The organism is Herbidospora daliensis (genome assembly GCF_001570585.1).
Lineage (GTDB): Bacteria > Actinomycetota > Actinomycetes > Streptosporangiales > Streptosporangiaceae > Herbidospora > Herbidospora daliensis.
In genome coordinates, this window is the sequence record NZ_BBXF01000001.1 from 1,016,748 (window position 1) to 1,033,218 (window position 16,471).

At 71.2% G+C, this 16,471-nt stretch carries 15 protein-coding genes; 5 read left to right on the forward strand and 10 right to left on the reverse strand.

Going from position 1 to position 16,471, the window contains the following annotated elements:
* The first annotated feature begins 48 nt into the window (after positions 1-48).
* Both AW274_RS04015 and AW274_RS04020 read left to right on the forward strand, forming a co-directional pair.
* A complete protein-coding gene (locus tag AW274_RS04015) occupies positions 49-1,209 on the forward strand; it encodes a sensor histidine kinase (RefSeq protein ID WP_083973816.1) in 1,161 nt (386 codons plus the stop codon).
* Complete coding sequence (locus AW274_RS04020; RefSeq protein WP_062429425.1) at positions 1,206-1,862, forward strand: response regulator; 657 nt, start codon at positions 1,206-1,208, stop codon at positions 1,860-1,862. The genes AW274_RS04015 and AW274_RS04020 overlap by 4 nt, the downstream gene beginning before the upstream one ends.
* On the opposite strand, the gene AW274_RS04025 is transcribed toward AW274_RS04020, so the two are convergent.
* From AW274_RS04025 to AW274_RS04045, 10 genes are all read right to left on the reverse strand, one after another.
* The gene (locus AW274_RS04025) at positions 1,841-3,529 is read right to left on the reverse strand and encodes an ATP-binding cassette domain-containing protein (protein ID WP_062429426.1); all 1,689 of its coding nucleotides are present in this window, start codon (positions 3,527-3,529) and stop codon (positions 1,841-1,843) included. The genes AW274_RS04020 and AW274_RS04025 overlap by 22 nt on opposite strands.
* Positions 3,522-5,186 carry an ABC transporter ATP-binding protein gene (locus AW274_RS04030; RefSeq protein ID WP_062429427.1) on the reverse strand — a complete coding sequence of 555 codons (1,665 nt, stop codon included), beginning with the start codon at positions 5,184-5,186 and terminating at the stop codon, positions 3,522-3,524. Before AW274_RS04030 ends, AW274_RS04025 begins: the two co-directional genes overlap by 8 nt.
* Positions 5,187-5,261: 75 nt before the next feature.
* Positions 5,262-5,426: a hypothetical protein gene (locus tag AW274_RS40005; RefSeq protein ID WP_157519754.1), complete on the reverse strand. Its 165-nt coding sequence runs from the start codon at positions 5,424-5,426 to the stop codon at positions 5,262-5,264.
* 30 nt (positions 5,427-5,456) lie between these two features.
* Positions 5,457-5,585 (reverse strand): hypothetical protein, encoded by a 129-nt coding sequence (locus AW274_RS42545; protein ID WP_269321516.1) that lies wholly within the window; start codon positions 5,583-5,585, stop codon positions 5,457-5,459.
* Between the two features lie 24 nt (positions 5,586-5,609).
* Positions 5,610-5,744 carry a hypothetical protein gene (locus AW274_RS42550; RefSeq protein WP_269750529.1) on the reverse strand — a complete coding sequence of 45 codons (135 nt, stop codon included), beginning with the start codon at positions 5,742-5,744 and terminating at the stop codon, positions 5,610-5,612.
* A gap of 19 nt (positions 5,745-5,763) precedes the next feature.
* A complete protein-coding gene (locus AW274_RS42555) occupies positions 5,764-5,883 on the reverse strand; it encodes a SapB/AmfS family lanthipeptide (RefSeq protein ID WP_269750530.1) in 120 nt (39 codons plus the stop codon).
* Positions 5,884-5,899: 16 nt separating this feature from the next.
* Positions 5,900-6,019 carry a SapB/AmfS family lanthipeptide gene (locus AW274_RS43125; protein WP_425460160.1) on the reverse strand — a complete coding sequence of 40 codons (120 nt, stop codon included), beginning with the start codon at positions 6,017-6,019 and terminating at the stop codon, positions 5,900-5,902.
* Between the two features lie 37 nt (positions 6,020-6,056).
* Positions 6,057-8,642, reverse strand: coding sequence for a class III lanthionine synthetase LanKC (gene lanKC, locus AW274_RS04035; protein WP_062429428.1), 2,586 nt, complete (start codon positions 8,640-8,642; stop codon positions 6,057-6,059).
* 1,190 nt (positions 8,643-9,832) lie between these two features.
* Positions 9,833-12,571: an aconitate hydratase AcnA gene (gene acnA / locus AW274_RS04040; protein WP_062429430.1), complete on the reverse strand. Its 2,739-nt coding sequence runs from the start codon at positions 12,569-12,571 to the stop codon at positions 9,833-9,835.
* A 142-nt stretch (positions 12,572-12,713) separates the two neighbouring features.
* Complete coding sequence (locus tag AW274_RS04045) at positions 12,714-13,433, reverse strand: metal-dependent hydrolase (RefSeq protein WP_062429431.1); 720 nt, start codon at positions 13,431-13,433, stop codon at positions 12,714-12,716.
* Positions 13,434-13,936: 503 nt separating this feature from the next.
* Here AW274_RS04045 and AW274_RS04050 point away from each other — a divergent pair.
* Genes AW274_RS04050 through AW274_RS04060 form a run of 3 tightly spaced genes read left to right on the forward strand, consistent with a single transcriptional unit; the run spans position 13,937 to position 16,248 of the window.
* The gene (locus AW274_RS04050) at positions 13,937-14,659 is read left to right on the forward strand and encodes a PadR family transcriptional regulator (protein WP_062429433.1); all 723 of its coding nucleotides are present in this window, start codon (positions 13,937-13,939) and stop codon (positions 14,657-14,659) included.
* Between the two features lie 11 nt (positions 14,660-14,670).
* Positions 14,671-15,144 (forward strand): DUF1707 SHOCT-like domain-containing protein, encoded by a 474-nt coding sequence (locus AW274_RS04055; RefSeq protein ID WP_157519755.1) that lies wholly within the window; start codon positions 14,671-14,673, stop codon positions 15,142-15,144.
* A 24-nt stretch (positions 15,145-15,168) separates the two neighbouring features.
* Positions 15,169-16,248: a HesA/MoeB/ThiF family protein gene (locus AW274_RS04060; protein WP_062429437.1), complete on the forward strand. Its 1,080-nt coding sequence runs from the start codon at positions 15,169-15,171 to the stop codon at positions 16,246-16,248.
* The last annotated feature ends 223 nt before the right edge of the window (positions 16,249-16,471 follow it).

A 16,471-nucleotide genomic window follows, 5' to 3' on the forward strand; every position in this document is an offset into this window, starting at 1 on the left:
GCCCAAGTCGGGCCGTGGGTGAATTTCCCGCAGGGTCGCCCCCCGATCGTGTTCAAGATCTTCTTCTGGGGGTCGGCCCTCGTCAGCGCGCTGGTCGTGGGCATCAACCTGCTCGCGCTCGACCGCGTGGCCGAAGACGGGCCGATGCGCGCGTTCTTCGTGCTGAGCGCGGTGGCGCTGCCGCTGACCTGCTTACTCTGGCCGCTGCTGCCCTGGCAGGCGTCGGTGTCGCCGCTGCGCAAGACGGCCACCGTCGTGTTCCTCGCGTCGAGCCTGCTGCTCATCTCGGGCGGCGGGGTGGCCGCGCTGCTGGTGGTCAGCGTGGCCGTCGGCAACGCGCTGGTGGTGTACGGCCTGCGCGGCGGCATCGCCTTCGCCGCCATCACCGGCCTGTTCTACCTCGTGCTCGGGCTGCTCAACCCCGGCCAGAGCCTGGTCGCCTCGATCGTGTCGGGCGCGGTCGTGCTGCTGCTCTGCCTGATCATCCTGGTCGTCGTGGTGGCGATGATCGAGGCCAACCGCCGCTCGGAGGAGACCGCCGCCCTGCTGGCCGAGCTGGAGGAGGCCCACGCCGAACTGCGCGGCTACGCCGACCGGGCCCGCGAGCTGGCCATCGCCGAGGAGCGCGCCCGCCTCGCCCGCGACATGCACGACTCGGTCGGCCACTACCTGACCGTCATCAACCTGGGGCTGAGCAACGCCCGCCGCTACCGCGACCGCGACCCGCAGGAGGCCTGGAACGAGGTCCACCAGGCGCAGGACCTCACCCGCGAGGCGCTGGCCGACTCGCGCCGCTGGGTCAGGGCGCTGCGCCCCCTGCGCATGGACGGCAAACGCGGCGTCGAGGCGCTGGCCACCCTGGTCGAGTCGTTCGGCGGCGCCGACACCACGCTGACCTTCACCGCGCGCGGCGACTGGCCCGGCCTCGACGACGACCGGGAACTGCTGTGCTTCCGGGCCGTACAGGAAGGACTGACCAACGTGCTGCGGCACGCCAAGGCGGCGAACGTCGAGGTCACCCTCGACTGCGCGCCCGAGCAGGTGACCATCGTCATCTCCGACGACGGCCGGGGCGCCGACCGCGCGGCCCGCTCCGACGGCGCCGGCCTGAGCGGCCTGCGCGAACGGGCCGAGGCGGTCGACGGCACCGTCGAGACGTGCACCGACCCCGGCGAGGGCTTCACCCTCCGCGTGACGGTGCCCGCATGATCCGGGTGCTCCTCGTGGACGACCAGCTCCTCATGCGCGAGGGCCTGCGCAAACTGCTGGAGATCGAGCCCGGCATCGAGGTCGCCGGGGCCGCCGACGACGGCGTGGAGGCGCTCGACCTGCTCGACCGGCTGCCGCCGGAGCACTACCCGCACGTCGCGCTGGTCGACGTGCGGATGCCGAGGATGAACGGGGTGGAGCTCGTCGCGCGGCTGCGCGAGGAGCACCCCGAGGTCGCCGCGGTGATGCTGACGACCTTCGACGACGACGACTTCATCTTCGGCGGGCTGCGCGCCGGCGCGCAGGGCTACCTGCTCAAGGACATCGCCCCCGACCAGCTCGTCGACGCGATCGGCCGGGCCGCCAGGGGCGAGACCGTGCTCGGCGGCCCGGCCGCCGAACGGGTGGTGGCCGCGCTGCGCGGCCTGCCCGGCGAGCCGCCCCGCGACGACGAACCGGCGCCCCTGTCGGAGCGCGAGTTCGAGGTCGCCCAGCTGGTCGGCGAGGGCGCCTCGACGCGGGACATCGCCAGGAAGCTGCACATCACCACCGGCACCGCCAAGAACCACATCTCCAGCTGCCTGCGCAAACTCGGCCTGCGCGACCGCACCCAGCTGGCGGTGTGGGCCGTTCAGCACACCGGCGAGGTCTGAGCCCCGACGAGTTCGGCGTAGAGCGGCGACTCGGCGACCAGCGTCTCGTGCCGCCCCGACCACGCCCGCGCGCCGTCGAGCAGCAGGATCTCGTCGGCCCGCAGCGCCGAGGCGGCCCGATGCGCGATCACGACGAGCGTGCCGGGCCGCTCGCGGAAGGCCCGTTCGGCGCGGGCCTCGGCGGCGGGGTCGAGATGGCAGGTGGCCTCGTCGAGCACGACCAGCCGGGCCGGGCTGACGTACGCGCGGGCGAGGGCGACCAGCTGCCGCTGCCCGAGCGAGAGCGCGCCCGGGTCGAGCGGGGCGTCGAGGCCGCCCTCCACCAGCGGGCCGGCGCCGACCGCGCGGGCCGCGTCGAGCAGGTCGGCGTCGGTGGCCTCCGGGTGCAGGTAGCGGAGGTTGTCGCGGTAGGTGCCGGTGAAAACGTAGGACTCCTGCGGCAGCAGCGCGACGTGGTCGCGGGCCGGGGGCCGCCCGCCGACGGTGACGAGCCCGCCGTCGGGGGCCCCCAGCCCGGCCAGCAGCAGGGCGAGGGTGGACTTGCCGATGCCGCTGGGACCGATGACGGCCAGGTGGCCGCCGTCGGGGACGTGGAAGCTCAGGTCGCGCAGGACGGGCTCGGCGCCGGGGTCGTAGGCGAAGGTGAGCCGTTCGGCGCGCACGTCCGCCGTCGCGGGGGCCGGGGTCGTCGCGGGCGGGGCGGCGGGGACCGCCCTGATCGTCTCGGTCAGCCGGCCGAGCGTCACCGAGAGCTGCAGGCCCGAGCCGCCGACCAGGTCGGTGAGGGTCTTCATGGCCGGGTCGAGGTGCATGGTCAGGTAGGTCGCCGCGCCGATGACCAGGCCGACGGTCAGCCCCCGGCCGAGCAGCCACGGCGTGGCGACGATGAGCGACAACAGCGGCAGGTAGCCGCCGATCGCGGTGACCACGCTGCGGGCGGCCAGCGCCCGCGCCATGCGCTGCTGGGCGTGCCGTTCGACCGTCATGGCCGCGCCGACCTCGGCGGTGACCTCGCCGGCGCGGCCGAACGCGGCGATGTCGCGGTGCCCGGCGAACGCGGCGGCGGCGTCGGCGGAGACCCGCTCCCCCGCCGTCAGCGCGGCCCGCTGCCGCCGGGCCAGGCTCGGCAGCAGCAGCCCGAACAGCGCCGCCGACAGCAGCACCGGCGGGATCGTCACCCAGACGATCTCCCCGGCCAGCGCGCTCAGCCCGAACACCGCCGCCGCCGTGGTGAAGACGAATCGGCGCAGCCCGTTCAGCAGGGCGGTCACGGTCCGGCGCACCGACTCGACCTGCTGGGTGACGCGCGCGGTCGAGGCCCCGTCGGGCAGCGCGTGTTCGGGCCCGTGGACGAGGCCCGCCACCACCGCCCGCAGCAGGTCGTCACGCAGGGGCTCGATGACCGCGCCCAGCAGCGGATAGGTGAACCGCGACGCGACCGCCCCCACGGAGTAGGCCGCCAGCACCCCCGCCAGCCACCACAAGCCGGTCGCCAGGTCACCGGCGAGGAACCCCCGGTCGACGGCCCTGGCCATGAACAGGCCCGACGCCATCGCGGGCAGCGCCTCGACCGCGGACCAGACCGCCAGCAGGACGAGCTCCCGCCTCCTGGCCCGCAACGACCGGCCGAGCAGCCGGAACCCGGTGTCGCGCCCGGTGTCAGACATGGATCGGCTCCCGTTCCGCGCCGAACAGGCCGCGATAGTCGGCCTGTTCGAGCAGGTCGGCGTGGGGGGCGACGGCGCGCACGCCCGTGCCGTCGAGCCAGACGACCAGGTCGGCGCGGGCGGCCAGCGAGGCGCGGTGGGTGGCCACCAGCCGGGTCGCCGGATGCGCCGCGAGGGCGTGGCTGATGTGCAGTTCGGTCACGCTGTCGACGCTGGAGACGGCGTCGTCGAGGATCAGCAGCCGGGCCGGGCGGGCCAGCGCCCGCGCCAGGCCGAGCCGCTGCCGTTCGCCGCCCGACAGGGGCGCGTCGGCGCACGGGGTGTCGTATCCGGCGGGCAGGCGGCGCACGAACGTGTCGGCCCGCGCCAGCCGCGCCGCCTCCCGCACCCCGCCGGGGGAGCCGAAGCCGATCGCGTCGGCGACGGTGCCCGGCAGGTAGGCGGGGCGTTCGAAGGCCCAGCTCACCGCATCGGCCAGGGCGGGCGGCGACAGGTCGCGCAGCGGCACGCCGTCGAGCAGCACCTCGCCCTCGTCGGGGTCGAGCAGGCGCCCGGCGAGCTGGAGCAGGGTCGACTTGCCGGCGCCCGACTCCCCCACCACGGCAGCCATCGCGCCGCCGGGGACGGTCAGGTCGGCGTACCCGCCGGGAACCGAGACCCCCCGGAAGGTCAGCTCTCCGGGACCGGCGGGCAGCTCCCGGGCGCCCCGCGCGGTCGCGCCGACGGTCAGCACCTCGGCGAGGCGGCGGGCGCCGGCCCGCGCCTGGGCCAGCGCCATGAAGGCGTTGGCCTGGTTGAACAGGCCGAACGCCATGCCGGCGTAGGCGGTCGCGGCGGCGAACTGGCCGGGCGTCAGCTCACCGGCCAGCAGCGTGTATCCGGCGGTGGCGACCACCGCGACCTGGATGAGCGGCAGCACCAGCGACGCGTGCAGGTTCAGCCGGCCCTGCAACGCCCACGACGCCCGCCCGGCGCGGTGCAGTTCGGGCAGGCCGGTGAGCACCCGGTCGATCTCGCGGCGCTCGGCCCCGGCCGCGCGCACGCTGCGCAGGCCGGTCAGCACCTCGGTCAGCCGCCCCGCGATCGAGCCCTGGACGGTCATGTAGTCGGTCATCAGCGGCGAGGCGCGCCCGACGAAGAAGCGGATGATGAGGGTCACGACCGGCGCGCCGACCGCGAAGGCGACGCACAACCGCCAGTCGATCAGGGCCAGCGCGACCAGCGCGCCGCCCGACATCAGCAGCGACCCGATCCAACCGGCGGCGAGCGGCACCACCGAGGCGACCTCGCCCGTGTTGGTCAGGAGCCGGGTCGTCAGGTCGCCGGTCGAGAACGCCGCGCGGTCGCGCACCCCGAGGCGGAGCACGTGTCCGAGCAGGTCACGGCGCAGGCCCAGGACGAGCGTGTTGACATGCCATGGCGACACGAGGAGGCTGGCGATGTCAAGGAGGATCAGGACGGCGACCAGTCCGGCCAGCAGGCCGACGGTGCCGAGGTCACCCCCGGTGGTCTGGGCGTCGACGGCCGCGGCGAGCAGCGCCGGCAGGGCGAGTGCGGCGGCCGAGCGGCTCAGGTCGAGCAGCAGCAGCACGACGCTCCAGGCCGGGTTGGCCGTCACCGTCTCGATCAGCAGCCGGTCGGCAGGGGTGCGCGGCATGATGAGATGTCCTCCGGTAGCGGCGCGAGCCGGGGCGTTACGGTCGCCCCGGCTCACGCTGTCGGTCACGTCACGTCACATGCAGACGACGAGGCTCGCGGTGCTCGTGGTCAGGCAGGCCGAGAAGCTCGCGGTGCTGCCGAGGCAGATCCCGCCGGCGCTGACGGTGCTGTAGATGCTGTTCGGTCCGGCGCCGGCGTCGCCGGAACCCTGGCCCTGGAGGTTGAGGACGTATCCCATGGTCTTCTCTTTTCTGGTGAGGGAGATGGATTAGCAGAGGGCGAGGCTGGTGGTCGAGAAGCAGGTGACGGGGCTCAGGAAGCTGAGCCACGAGTCGGCGCCGTCGCCGGGGGCTTCGGCGGCGACCTTGGTGGCCTGCAGGTTCAGGACGTAGCTCATGAGTGGGGTTCCCTTCTCGGGGTCTCAGGTCCAGGGGCAGAGGAAGAGGCTGGCGCCGCTCTGGCAGTTGATCCAGCTGTTGGTCGAGAACGACAACGCCGCGTTGCGGTCGGCGTGGGCCGAACGGGTGGTGGTCTGCAGGTTCAGGACGTAACCCATGGGTGGTGCCTCGCTTTCGCTAGCAGATGGAGATGCTCCAGTTGGAGAAGCAGAGCGACAGGCTGGGCGTGCTCGGCATGAGCGCGCTCTGCTCGGCGGCCTCGGCGGTGATGCCCTGCAGGTTCAGGACGTAGGACATGGCGGTTCCCTTCTGGTCAGCAGAGGAAGAGGGTCAGCCCGCTGATGCAGAACGAGGGGCTGAGGCTGGAGGGGCCCATGAGCTGGGCGGGTTCCTTGGAGACCTCGCGGGCCTGGAGGTCGAGGACGAAGGCCATCGGGGTGATCCTTTCTGTGACGGGTGGAGCGGTGGGGTCACCTCGCCGTGAACGGCCGCAGGAAGGGCAGCAGCTCAAGGGAGGGGTCACGGAGCGCGGCGAGCGCGTGGAGGATGCCGGCGGCGCCGGTGCCGAAGTCCATCGACAGCCGCATCAGCTGGTCGCCGGGGAAGGCCACCTCGCCCCGCAGCCCGACCATGTGCAGCTTCAGCCGCTCGCGCTTGACCGCGATCAGGTCGTCGAGGGTCGGGTCGCCGGGGTAGTGGTCGCGCAGGTGGTTCAGGAAGCCCATCTGGCCGGCCGTGCCGTAGAAGACCATCGGGCAGATGTGGAACTCGGCGTGCCCGGCGCGGCGCAGCCCGTCGAGTGAGGCGAGCAGGTCGTCGCGCCGCCGGTGGCGCAGCAGCTCGGCCAGCGCCAGCCCGACCCCGGCCGACCCGAGCCCGATGTAGGGCATCAGCCGCCAGCCCTCGTCGACCAGCAGCGAGTCGCCCTCGGTGGTGGTGCAGCAGTCGAGGTCGAGCCTGATGGCGTGCTCGGCGGCGTCGAGGTGGGCGGGGTCGCCGGTCTCCTCGTAGAGGCGGGTGAACAGCAGCGACGAGCCCGAGGTGCCATGAAGCAGGCCGGCCTTGCGGTGGCGGCCGGTCTCGTCGACCGGTTTGGGGGGATCGTGGCGCAGCCGGTCGGCCAGGTCGGCGGCCATCTTCACGGCCAGGTCGCGGCGGCCCGGGTCGTCGAGCCGCCGGGCGAAGTAGAGCTGGGTGAGCGCCACTCCGCTGACGCCGGTCATGATCTCGTCGGCCATCTGCGGGGTGCCGCTGCGCTCGATGACGCCGAGCACCTCCAGGGCGGCGTCGCGGTTGCCGATCTCCTCGAAGGCGTAGGCGATGCCGTGGAGGCCGTCGTAGAGGCCGAGCCGGTGCAGGCCCTGGTGCTCGCGCACCCGCCTGAGCAGCCACTCCTCGTGTTCCTCTCGGCGGCCGTAGCCCGACTTCGCCATCGCGTAGAGCACGCCGGCCGCGCCGTAGCCGAAGCCGAGGCCGCCGAGGTTGAACTGCTCGACGTCGCCGGGGAACAGCCGGTCGTCGCGGTCGGGCGTGGCGCTGGCCCAGACCGTCTTCGCCAGGGAGTCCTCGATGGCCGGCCAGTCGCCGCTCTCGATCAGCCGGGCCGAACGGGCCATCTGCTCGGGCGTGCCGGCGAAGTCGGACGGCCCCAGGTCGAGCAGGTCGAGCACCTGCGCGCCCCAGCCGGCCGGCACCGGGAACCGCTCCTCGACGAACCGCACGAGCGCCTCGGCGCGGGTGCTGTCGAGGGTGAACAGCACGGTCAGCGGCACGAACGGGGCGACCTTCAGGCAGCCCAGCGCGTAGCGGTCGGCCGCCAGGGCGTCGCGCTGGTCGGGCGGCACGAAGCCGGGCGCGCCCATGCCGATCCGCTGCTCGGCGGCGGCGTAGGTGGACAGCTCGAAGTCGATGAGCTTGACCCTGCCGTCCTCGGTGATCATCACGTTGTTCGGGTGGAGGTCGCCGAACGCGATGCCGCGCTCGTGCAGCCGGCCGACCACCTCGACGATCTGGTCGGTGGTGTCGATCGCCCACGCGGTGAACTCGGCGATCTCCTCCTCGCTCGGGTCGGCCTTGATCAGGGGCGCCTTCAGGATCATGCGCTTGTTGAACGTGACGCCGTCGACCAGCTCCTGGACGAGGAAGTGGTGCTCCCACAGCTGGAAGTAGTCGTAGACGTCGACCACCGCGTCGAGGTCGGCCAGCTTCCCGAGGAACTCGTGCTCGCGCTTCAACCGGCTGACCGCGTCGCGGCCCTTCTGGTCGAGCCCCGCGCCGGGCCGGGCCTCCTTCAGCACGACCTTCCGGCCGGTGGCCTTCTCGACGGCGACGTAGAGCCCGCCGCCGTTGGAGAAGTGCATGGCCGACTCGATCTCGTACGGGAAGTCGGCCGGCGCCTCGTTCGACTGCCGCTCCTCCAGGTGAGGCACCAGCCAGGCCGGCGGGCACACCCAGTCGGGCACGTAGAAGACCGGGTCGCGCTTGTCGACGACGAGCTCGCCGTCGGGGTCCTCGATCGCCATCGCCGGCTCGCCCAGCTCGTTGCGGGTCATACGCTCGACGAAGCCGCCGTAGCGCAGGTAGAGCGGCCCCTCCTGCCAGCGCAGGTCGGACAGGATGTAGGGCCCGCCCATGCCCTCGAGCTGGGGGCCGAGCTCGTCGAGGATCTTCCGCAGCTGGTCGTCGTCGGCCGGGTAGATCGTCATGAACTTGCCGCTGCCGCCTCGGTCGGCGTACTTGAGGTTGCGCCCGATGAAGGCCGCCTCGCTCACGAGGAACTTGAAGCTGACCCGCTCGTCGAGGCAGTAGCGGCTCACGATGTCGAGCACCGCCTGGGCGTTCTCCCGCCGTGCCGAGACGTGGATCTTCCACCCCTGGGGCGGCAACACGACCGAGGCGCACATGACGTTGAACCAGGGCCCCTTGCGCCCGGTCACCCAGCCTTCCGGGGCCGCCTCCCCGGCCTGCCGATAACCCGCCTGCGTCGCGGCCCACGTGTGGGACTCGTCGTAGAAGAGGCGATCGGCGAAACAGTACTCGATGTATTGGAGTTTCATGCGCACCGTCCTGGGACCGTTTACCGGGGCTTCGGAGGAACTGATCAGTACGGTACTCGGCGGCGTTTGAATGTCCAATTACGGTACGTGTCATTCATAATCCCGGCGACCCCGTTATGGCGGGGATTCGAATGCAGGCGGGAATCGGGTGTGCGCGTTGGGTTATTTCGGCCGCAGGCTACCGCAGGTTACGGAACTCTGTTGCGGATGGCCTACGCCGCAGGTAGAGTACTCAACTTTCGGCCGGTGAGGTTGCGGAGAGTTACACGGGGCGGAGAAAAAATCATGCGTTTTGCTCCACACCGAAAGACCGAAACACAATGCCTCAAATTCGGCGCCAGACGAAACAACCCCGACCACATTGCTCCGGCATGCCACAAGAGAGAGCAATTTCGTCATTCGTTCGACAGCCGGGCCCACACTATTTCGGCGCCGAGCAAAAAAGAACTTTGTCATTTCGGCGACCAACGAAACAGCCATTCTTATAAGGTCACGCGACGCCCGACACCGGATGCACCTGACGTGCCCCGTGCCTAGCGCCGCAGCGCGGCCGGGGGCGGTAGGCGAGCTCCTCTGACATCGCGGCGCGGGACTCCGGCCAACACCCGGTGCCCCGGCGACAGACATGCCCGCGCCCTGCATCACCCCGAGGCGGACGCGAGAGTGACGGACGAGCTTGCCTGGCATGACATCGCGGGACGCCGGCCAGTGCCGGGTGCGGCGGCGACTGACGCGCCCATGCCTTGCATCCCGCCGCGAGACGGGCGCAGGAACACCGGGCGGGCCTCTCGGCGCGGGGCAGTGGCCAGCACCGAGCGCGGCGGCTGACGTGCCCGTGCCTTGCATCGCACCGCGAGGTGGGTGCGAAAGCGGGCCGGCTTCTCTAGCGTCGCGGCGCGGGGCGGTGGCCAGCGCCGGGTGCGGCGGCGGGTGACGTGCCCGTGCTTTGCATCACGCCGCGAGATGGGTGCGTTGGCTGCGGGCTGGCTGCGCTGGCATCTCGGCGCCGGGTGCGGCGGGTGTCATGGCCGGATATTTCCGGCGTTGCGGCGCGAGCTTGGAGCGGAGGTTGGCGCCGGGGCGGTGCGGACCCTCGGCGGTGGGTGGGGCCGGGGTGGGCGAAGCCGTAACGGGAGAAGGTTTTTGAAAAGGGAAAGCCGCCCGGATCGGCCGGGCGGCTTTCTCGGTGGTTACTTCGCCAGGAGGGAGCGGAGGACGTACTGCATGATGCCGCCGTGGCGGTAGTAGTCGGCCTCGCCGGGGGTGTCGATGCGGACGATCGCCTCGAACTGCTTGTCGCCCGCGTGGACGGTCACGGTCGCCGGGGTGTGGCCCTGGTTGAGCTGTTCGACGCCGGTGATCTCGAAGGTCTCCTCGCCGGTCAGGCCCAGGGACGACGCGGTCTCGCCCTCGGGGAACTGGAGCGGGAGAACGCCCATGCCGATCAGGTTCGAACGGTGGATGCGCTCGTAGGACTCGGCGATGACGGCGCGGACGCCGAGCAGCGCGGTGCCCTTGGCGGCCCAGTCGCGCGAGGAGCCCGAGCCGTACTCCTTGCCCGCCAGGACGACGAGCGGGGTGCCGGCGGCCTGGTAGTTGACCGAGGCGTCGTAGATGAACGACTGCGGGCCGCCCTCTTGGGTGAAGTCGCGGGTGTAGCCGCCTTCGACGCCGGTGAGCAGCAGGTTCTTCAGCCGGATGTTGGCGAAGGTGCCGCGGATCATGACTTCGTGGTTGCCGCGGCGGGAGCCGTAGCTGTTGAAGTCCTTGACCTCGACGCCGTTCTCCTTGAGGTAGTCGGCCGCCGGGGTGCCGGGCTTGATCGAGCCCGCCGGGGAGATGTGGTCGGTGGTGACCGAGTCGCCCAGGACCGCCAGCACGCGGGCGCCGCTGATGTCGGTGACCGGCTCGGGCTTGGCGGGCATGCCCTCGAAGTAGGGGGCCTTGCGCACGTAGGTCGAGGCCGGGTCCCACTCGAAGGTGTTGCCCGTGGGGATCGGCAGCGACTGCCAGTGCTCGTCGCCCTTGAAGACGTCGGCGTAGTCGCGCAGGAACATGTCCTGGCCGATCGACTCGGCGACGACGCGGGAGACCTCTTCGGGCTCGGGCCAGATGTCCTTGAGGAACACCGGCCGGCCGTCGGAGCCGGTGCCGAGCGGCTCGTTGTTCAGGTCGAGGTCCATGGTGCCCGCGAGCGCGTAGGCGACCACCAGCGGCGGCGAGGCCAGGTAGTTCATCTTCACGTCGGGGTTGATGCGGCCCTCGAAGTTGCGGTTGCCCGACAACACGGCGGTGACGGCGAGGTCGTTGGCCTGGATCGCGGCCGAGATCTCCTCGGGCAGCGGGCCCGAGTTGCCGATGCAGGTGGTGCAGCCGTAGCCGACCAGGTTGAAGCCGATCTTGTCGAGGTAGGGCTGGAGGCCCGAACGCTCGAAGTAGCCGGTGACGACCTGGGAGCCGGGCGCGAGCGAGGTCTTCACCCACGGCTTGCGGGTCAGCCCCTTCTCGACCGCGTTGCGGGCGAGCAGCGCCGCGCCGAGCATCACGTAGGGGTTGGAGGTGTTGGTGCACGAGGTGATCGCGGCGATGGTGACGACGCCGTGGTCGATCTCGAACGCGGTGCCGTCGGCCAGGGTGACGCTCACGGCCTTGTGGGGGCGGGGCGCGCCGGCGCGGGCGTTGGAGGCGGGCGCGTCGGAGGCCGGGAACGACTCCTCGACGGCCTCGTCGACGCCGTCGCCGTCGAAGTCGGCGACGTAGTTGCGCACGTCGCGGCGCCAGATGTCCTTCGACTCGCTGAGGGAGATGCGGTCTTGCGGGCGCTTCGGCCCGGCGATCGACGGCACCACGGTGGCGAGGTCGAGCTCGATGTACTCGGAGAATTCGGGCTCGGCGGAGGGGTCGAGCCAGAGGCCCTGCTCCTTGGCGTAGGCCTCGACGAGGGCGATCTGCTCCTCGGTACGGCCGGTCAGGGTCAGGTAGTTGATCGTCTCCTGGTCGATCGGGAAGATCGCGCAGGTCGAGCCGAACTCGGGGCTCATGTTGCCGATCGTGGCCCGGTTGGCCAGCGGCACCGAGGAGACGCCCTCGCCGTAGAACTCGACGAACTTGCCGACGACGCCGTGCTTGCGGAGCATCTCGGTGATGACGAGCACCAGGTCGGTGGCGGTCGCGCCGGCCGGGAGCTTGCCGGTCAGCTTGAAGCCGACCACCCGCGGGATGAGCATCGAGATCGGCTGGCCGAGCATCGCGGCCTCGGCCTCGATGCCGCCGACGCCCCAGCCCAGCACGCCGATGCCGTTCTCCATCGTGGTGTGGGAGTCGGTGCCGACGCAGGTGTCGGGGTAGGCCTTGCCGTCGCGGATCATGACGACGCGGGCGAGGTGCTCGATGTTGACCTGGTGGACGATGCCGGTGCCCGGGGGCACGACCTTGAACTCGTCGAAGGCGGTCTGGCCCCAGCGGAGGAACTGGTAGCGCTCGTGGTTGCGCTCGTACTCCTTCTCGACGTTGCGCTGGAAGGAGTCGGGGCCGCCGAAGAAGTCGACGATGACCGAGTGGTCGATGACCATCTCGGCGGGGGCCAGCGGGTTGATGCGGGCCGGGTCGCCGCCGAGGTCGCGCACGGCCTCGCGCATGGTGGCCAGGTCGACGACGCAGGGCACGCCGGTGAAGTCCTGCATGATCACGCGGGCCGGGGTGAACTGGATCTCCACGCTCGGCGCGGCCGACGGGTCCCACTGGCCGAGGGCGTTGATGTGGGCCTCGGTGATGTTCGCGCCGTCTTCGGTGCGCAGCAGGTTCTCCAGCAGGATCTTCAGGCTGTACGGGAGGCGCGCCGACCCTTCGACCCTGTCCAGCCGGTAGATCTCGTACGACGCGTCACCCACGCGCAGTGTGTCACGGGCGCCGAAGCTGTTCGCGGACACGAAGTCTCGCCTCCCCAAAGTTTTCTGTTGACGACTCGCCCGGCCATCCTCCCGTACGCACGGGAGGGGTTGATCGGTCAGGCTCGCCTAACCTTGGGCGAATATCTCTTGATGTCAAGATATCGCATTCTCGCGCGGGATCTCACATCGGCATGAGGCGGAGGAACAGCAGCGCGAACACGGCGACCGACAACGTCGGGGCGAGGATCTTGGTCTCGAACTTGCGGCCGGTCTTCAGCCCCCAGTCCCACGGCAGCAGCCACTTGTGCTTGAGCGGCCAGAGCACCGGGCAGCCCCGCTCGGTCAGGCAGTCGCCCAGGACGTGGACGAAGCAGCCGACCCCGATCGCGAACCCCAGCCAGGCGTAGGTCACCCCCAGCCCCCAGAACGCGGCGAATATCCCCCCGGTCAGCACGACGTTGACCACCGCCGAGGCGATCTTGTTGCCCGGTACGCCGATCCCGACCGCGCGTAACGCCAGCCCGATCGACAACACGACGAGGATGTCCTGCCCGACGGTGAACCGCTCGGCCAGCAGGTGGGCCCCCACCCCCATGAGGATCGCGAACAGCAGCGAGTGGGTGGCCTTGCGGTGCCCCCCGCTGACGAAGTTGACGCCCTTGCTCAGCAGCCAGGTGACCGGACCGAACGTCTGCGCGATGGTGGCGCTGGGGTGATCGAGGTCGGGCAGCATGGCCGCCCCCGCACAGATGATCGCCCCGGCGATCAGCTCGGCCGGGGACATCGCGGTGGCGAACGCCAGCGACGGCTGGAAGTCGAACACCGAGGGAAGCGCCTGCAACCCGGGCGCGATGCCCAGCCAGACGATCGCCCCGGTCAGCGCGTGGGAGTGGCCCATCATGTCGTGATCACGACACGGCAGCGTACGGCAAAGGACCGACAAAAATCATCGCGGCATGCCAGACCCGTCTGCCCGCGACTCCCAGGCCCCGCTTCAGCCGTCACCCAGCGGCCCGACCCGGGCCGGCGAGGCTTTTACACGAGGCACGGCCGCCGAAGGCGGACGGGCCTCGGGCGCGGGCTTTTGATCTTGCAGACGAGGCACGGCCGCCCGAAGGGTGGACGGGCCTCGGGCGTTCGAGACGCCGACGGCCGGAGGACGGCGGTGGCTCGGACGTTGAACCTGCCCAAATCAAACAAGACGGGACTGCTCCGCTCCAAGAGCACCCCCCAGCCCTCTCAGCGCGGAACAATCCCGTCTCTGCCCAATGTAACGGCACGGTCTCGGTACCTGTTCCCCGACATCCCATCTTTTTTCGTGACTTGAGTCACTTGTGGCTTTTGCTTGTCGACGACATGTTCTCGATATATCGTTGAGGCATCGCGTAACACTCTGGAGGAATCATGACCAACGCACACGCCGCCGGTGGCCCCTGGGCCCACCCCCACGAGTTCCACCGGGAGATCCGCAACCTCAAGGCCGCGCTCAAGGAGAACCTGCGCGGCATCGCCGCCACCTGGGAGGCCTCCGGCGGCGGCCCCCACGATCACCGGCATCGAGGCCACCGCGGCCGGGGCGGCCCGTGGGGCGGCGGGCCGGGGTTCGGCCCCGGCGGGCCCTTCGGGCCGGGCTTCCCGTTCGGGCCGCGCGGCTTCGGCCGGGGGCGCAAGGCCAAGCGGGGCGACGTCCGGGCCGCCATCCTGGCGCTGCTGTCGGAGGAGCCGCGCAACGGCTACCAGATCATCCAGGAGATCGCCGAGCGGTCGCAGGGCGGCTGGAAGCCCAGCCCCGGCGCGGTCTACCCGGCGCTCCAGCAGCTCACCGACGAGGGGCTGGTGCGGTCGGAGGAGGCCGACGGCCGCAAGACCTTCACGCTCACCGACGCCGGCCGCGCCTACGTGGCCGAGCACCAGGACGAGGTCCGCGCCCCGTGGGAGGAGATGACTCCCGACATCGGAGACAACGTCCACGAATTGTTTGATTTGTCGCGTCAGGCCGCGTCCGCTTTGTTCCAGATCGCGCAGACTGGAAGTGAGAGCCAGGTGCGTCAGGCCAAGAAGATCCTGGCCGAGACCCGGCGCAAGCTCTACCAGGTCCTGGCCGACGGCGACACCGACGAGGAGTAGTGACCCGTCTCATGACCGCTGACCGTGTTCCGCCCGCCGCGATGCGCATCGGCGACAAGGAGCGCGACGAGGTGACCGCCTTCCTGCACGACGCGTTCGCACAGGGGCGGCTCACCCGCGAGGAGCTCGACGAGCGCCTCGACGTCACGCTCGCCGCCAAGACCGCCGGCGACCTGGGCGTCGTCCTGGCCGACCTGCCCGGCGGGCAGGGTGTCGGCGCGGCTCCGGTCCCCCGGGCGCAGACGCCGCCGGGGGTCGACATGGGCAACTGGGGATACCACCTGGCCCGTCCGCCGCACGTCCGGATGCGGCGCGGGCCCGGACCGGGGGCGTTCGTCCCCTTGATCGTCGTGGCGTTGATCGCGATGATCGTGACGGGTGCGGTGTTCACGGTGTTCAAGATCCTGTTCTTCCTGTGGATCATCTCGCTGGTCGTGGGGGCGGCCACGCGGCACGGACGCCGTACACCCACGCGGTTCAGATAAGGCGTCGCACGGGGGAGATCGAGATTGCGGTTCCCGCGGGTCAAAGCGGAGCACCGCCCGTTCCGCACCACGGAGGGGACCGTCCGGATCGGCGGCGAGATCTACGGACTCGCCGCCGAGATCGACGACCCCGGGGGCTGGGTCTGGGCGGCGCTGACGCTGCTCGACGGGCGGCGCGGGCCCGAGGCGGTGGCCGCCCGGCTGATCGTGATGTTCCCCGAGCTCAGCCCCGAGGAGGCGCGCGGCGTCGTCGACGACCTGGTCGGCTCCGGCTACCTGGAGGAGGCCACATCTCCCCCGCCGCGCGGGCTCACCCCGCGTGAGGTCGACCGCTACAGCCGCAACCAGGCCTTCTTCCGGGGCGTCGACCTGGTGCCCGGCCACAGCGCGTGGGAGACCCAGCTCGCCCTGAAGCGGGCGCGGGTGGTCGTGGTGGGGCTCGGCGGCACCGGCAGCCACGCCGCCTGGGCGCTGGCCGCGATCGGCGTCGGCCGGCTCCACTGCGTCGACCCCGACCTGGTGGAGTTGTCGAACCTGAACCGGCAGCTGCTCTACACCGAGGCCGACGTCGGCCTCCCGAAGGCCGACCTGGCGCGCGACCGGCTGGGCGCGGCCAACAGCGACATCGTGGTCACCTCGGCCCGCCACCGCGTCACCGGCGAGGCCGACCTGCGATCACTGGTCGACGGCTACGACGCCCTCGCCCTCTGCGCCGACGAGCCCAGGGGCGAGGGCATCCGCGTCTGGGCCAGCCGGGCCTGCGCGGCGGCCCGGGTGCCGTGGGCGGGCGGCGGCTACAACGGGCCGCTCGTCACCGTCGGCGTGTTCGACCCGCCGGACGGCGCCTGCTACGAGTGCGTCGCGGCGGCCGAGCAGGCCCACCGGCCCGAAGGCGGCACGCCCGATCTCGGCGGCCCCGGCGTGACCGGGACCTCGGCCGGCATCTCCGGCCATCTCGTCGCGCAGGCGATCGTCTCGCTGGTCACGGGGGTGCCCGAGGTGGCGCCGGGTTACGTCCACGGCATCAATCTGCTCTCGCCCGACCACCACGTCTACGCCCGTCACCGGGGTCGTGCGGGGTGCCCGACGTGCTTTGGGTCTTGACGGTTGCGGGGGCCGCTTTACGATCACCTCGTGTCGGGGAACCGGGACGGAAGGTAACGGGATGAAACAGTCGCAAAACGACGCCACGCCCAGTACGCCCGTCAGACGGCAGATCACCATCCGCCGCCTGGGACGTAACGAGACAGCCATCTGCAGCAACTCGTACGGGAACTGACCACCACTTCGGGCCGGCGAGAGGCGCGGATCGCCGGACCCGCCAGGA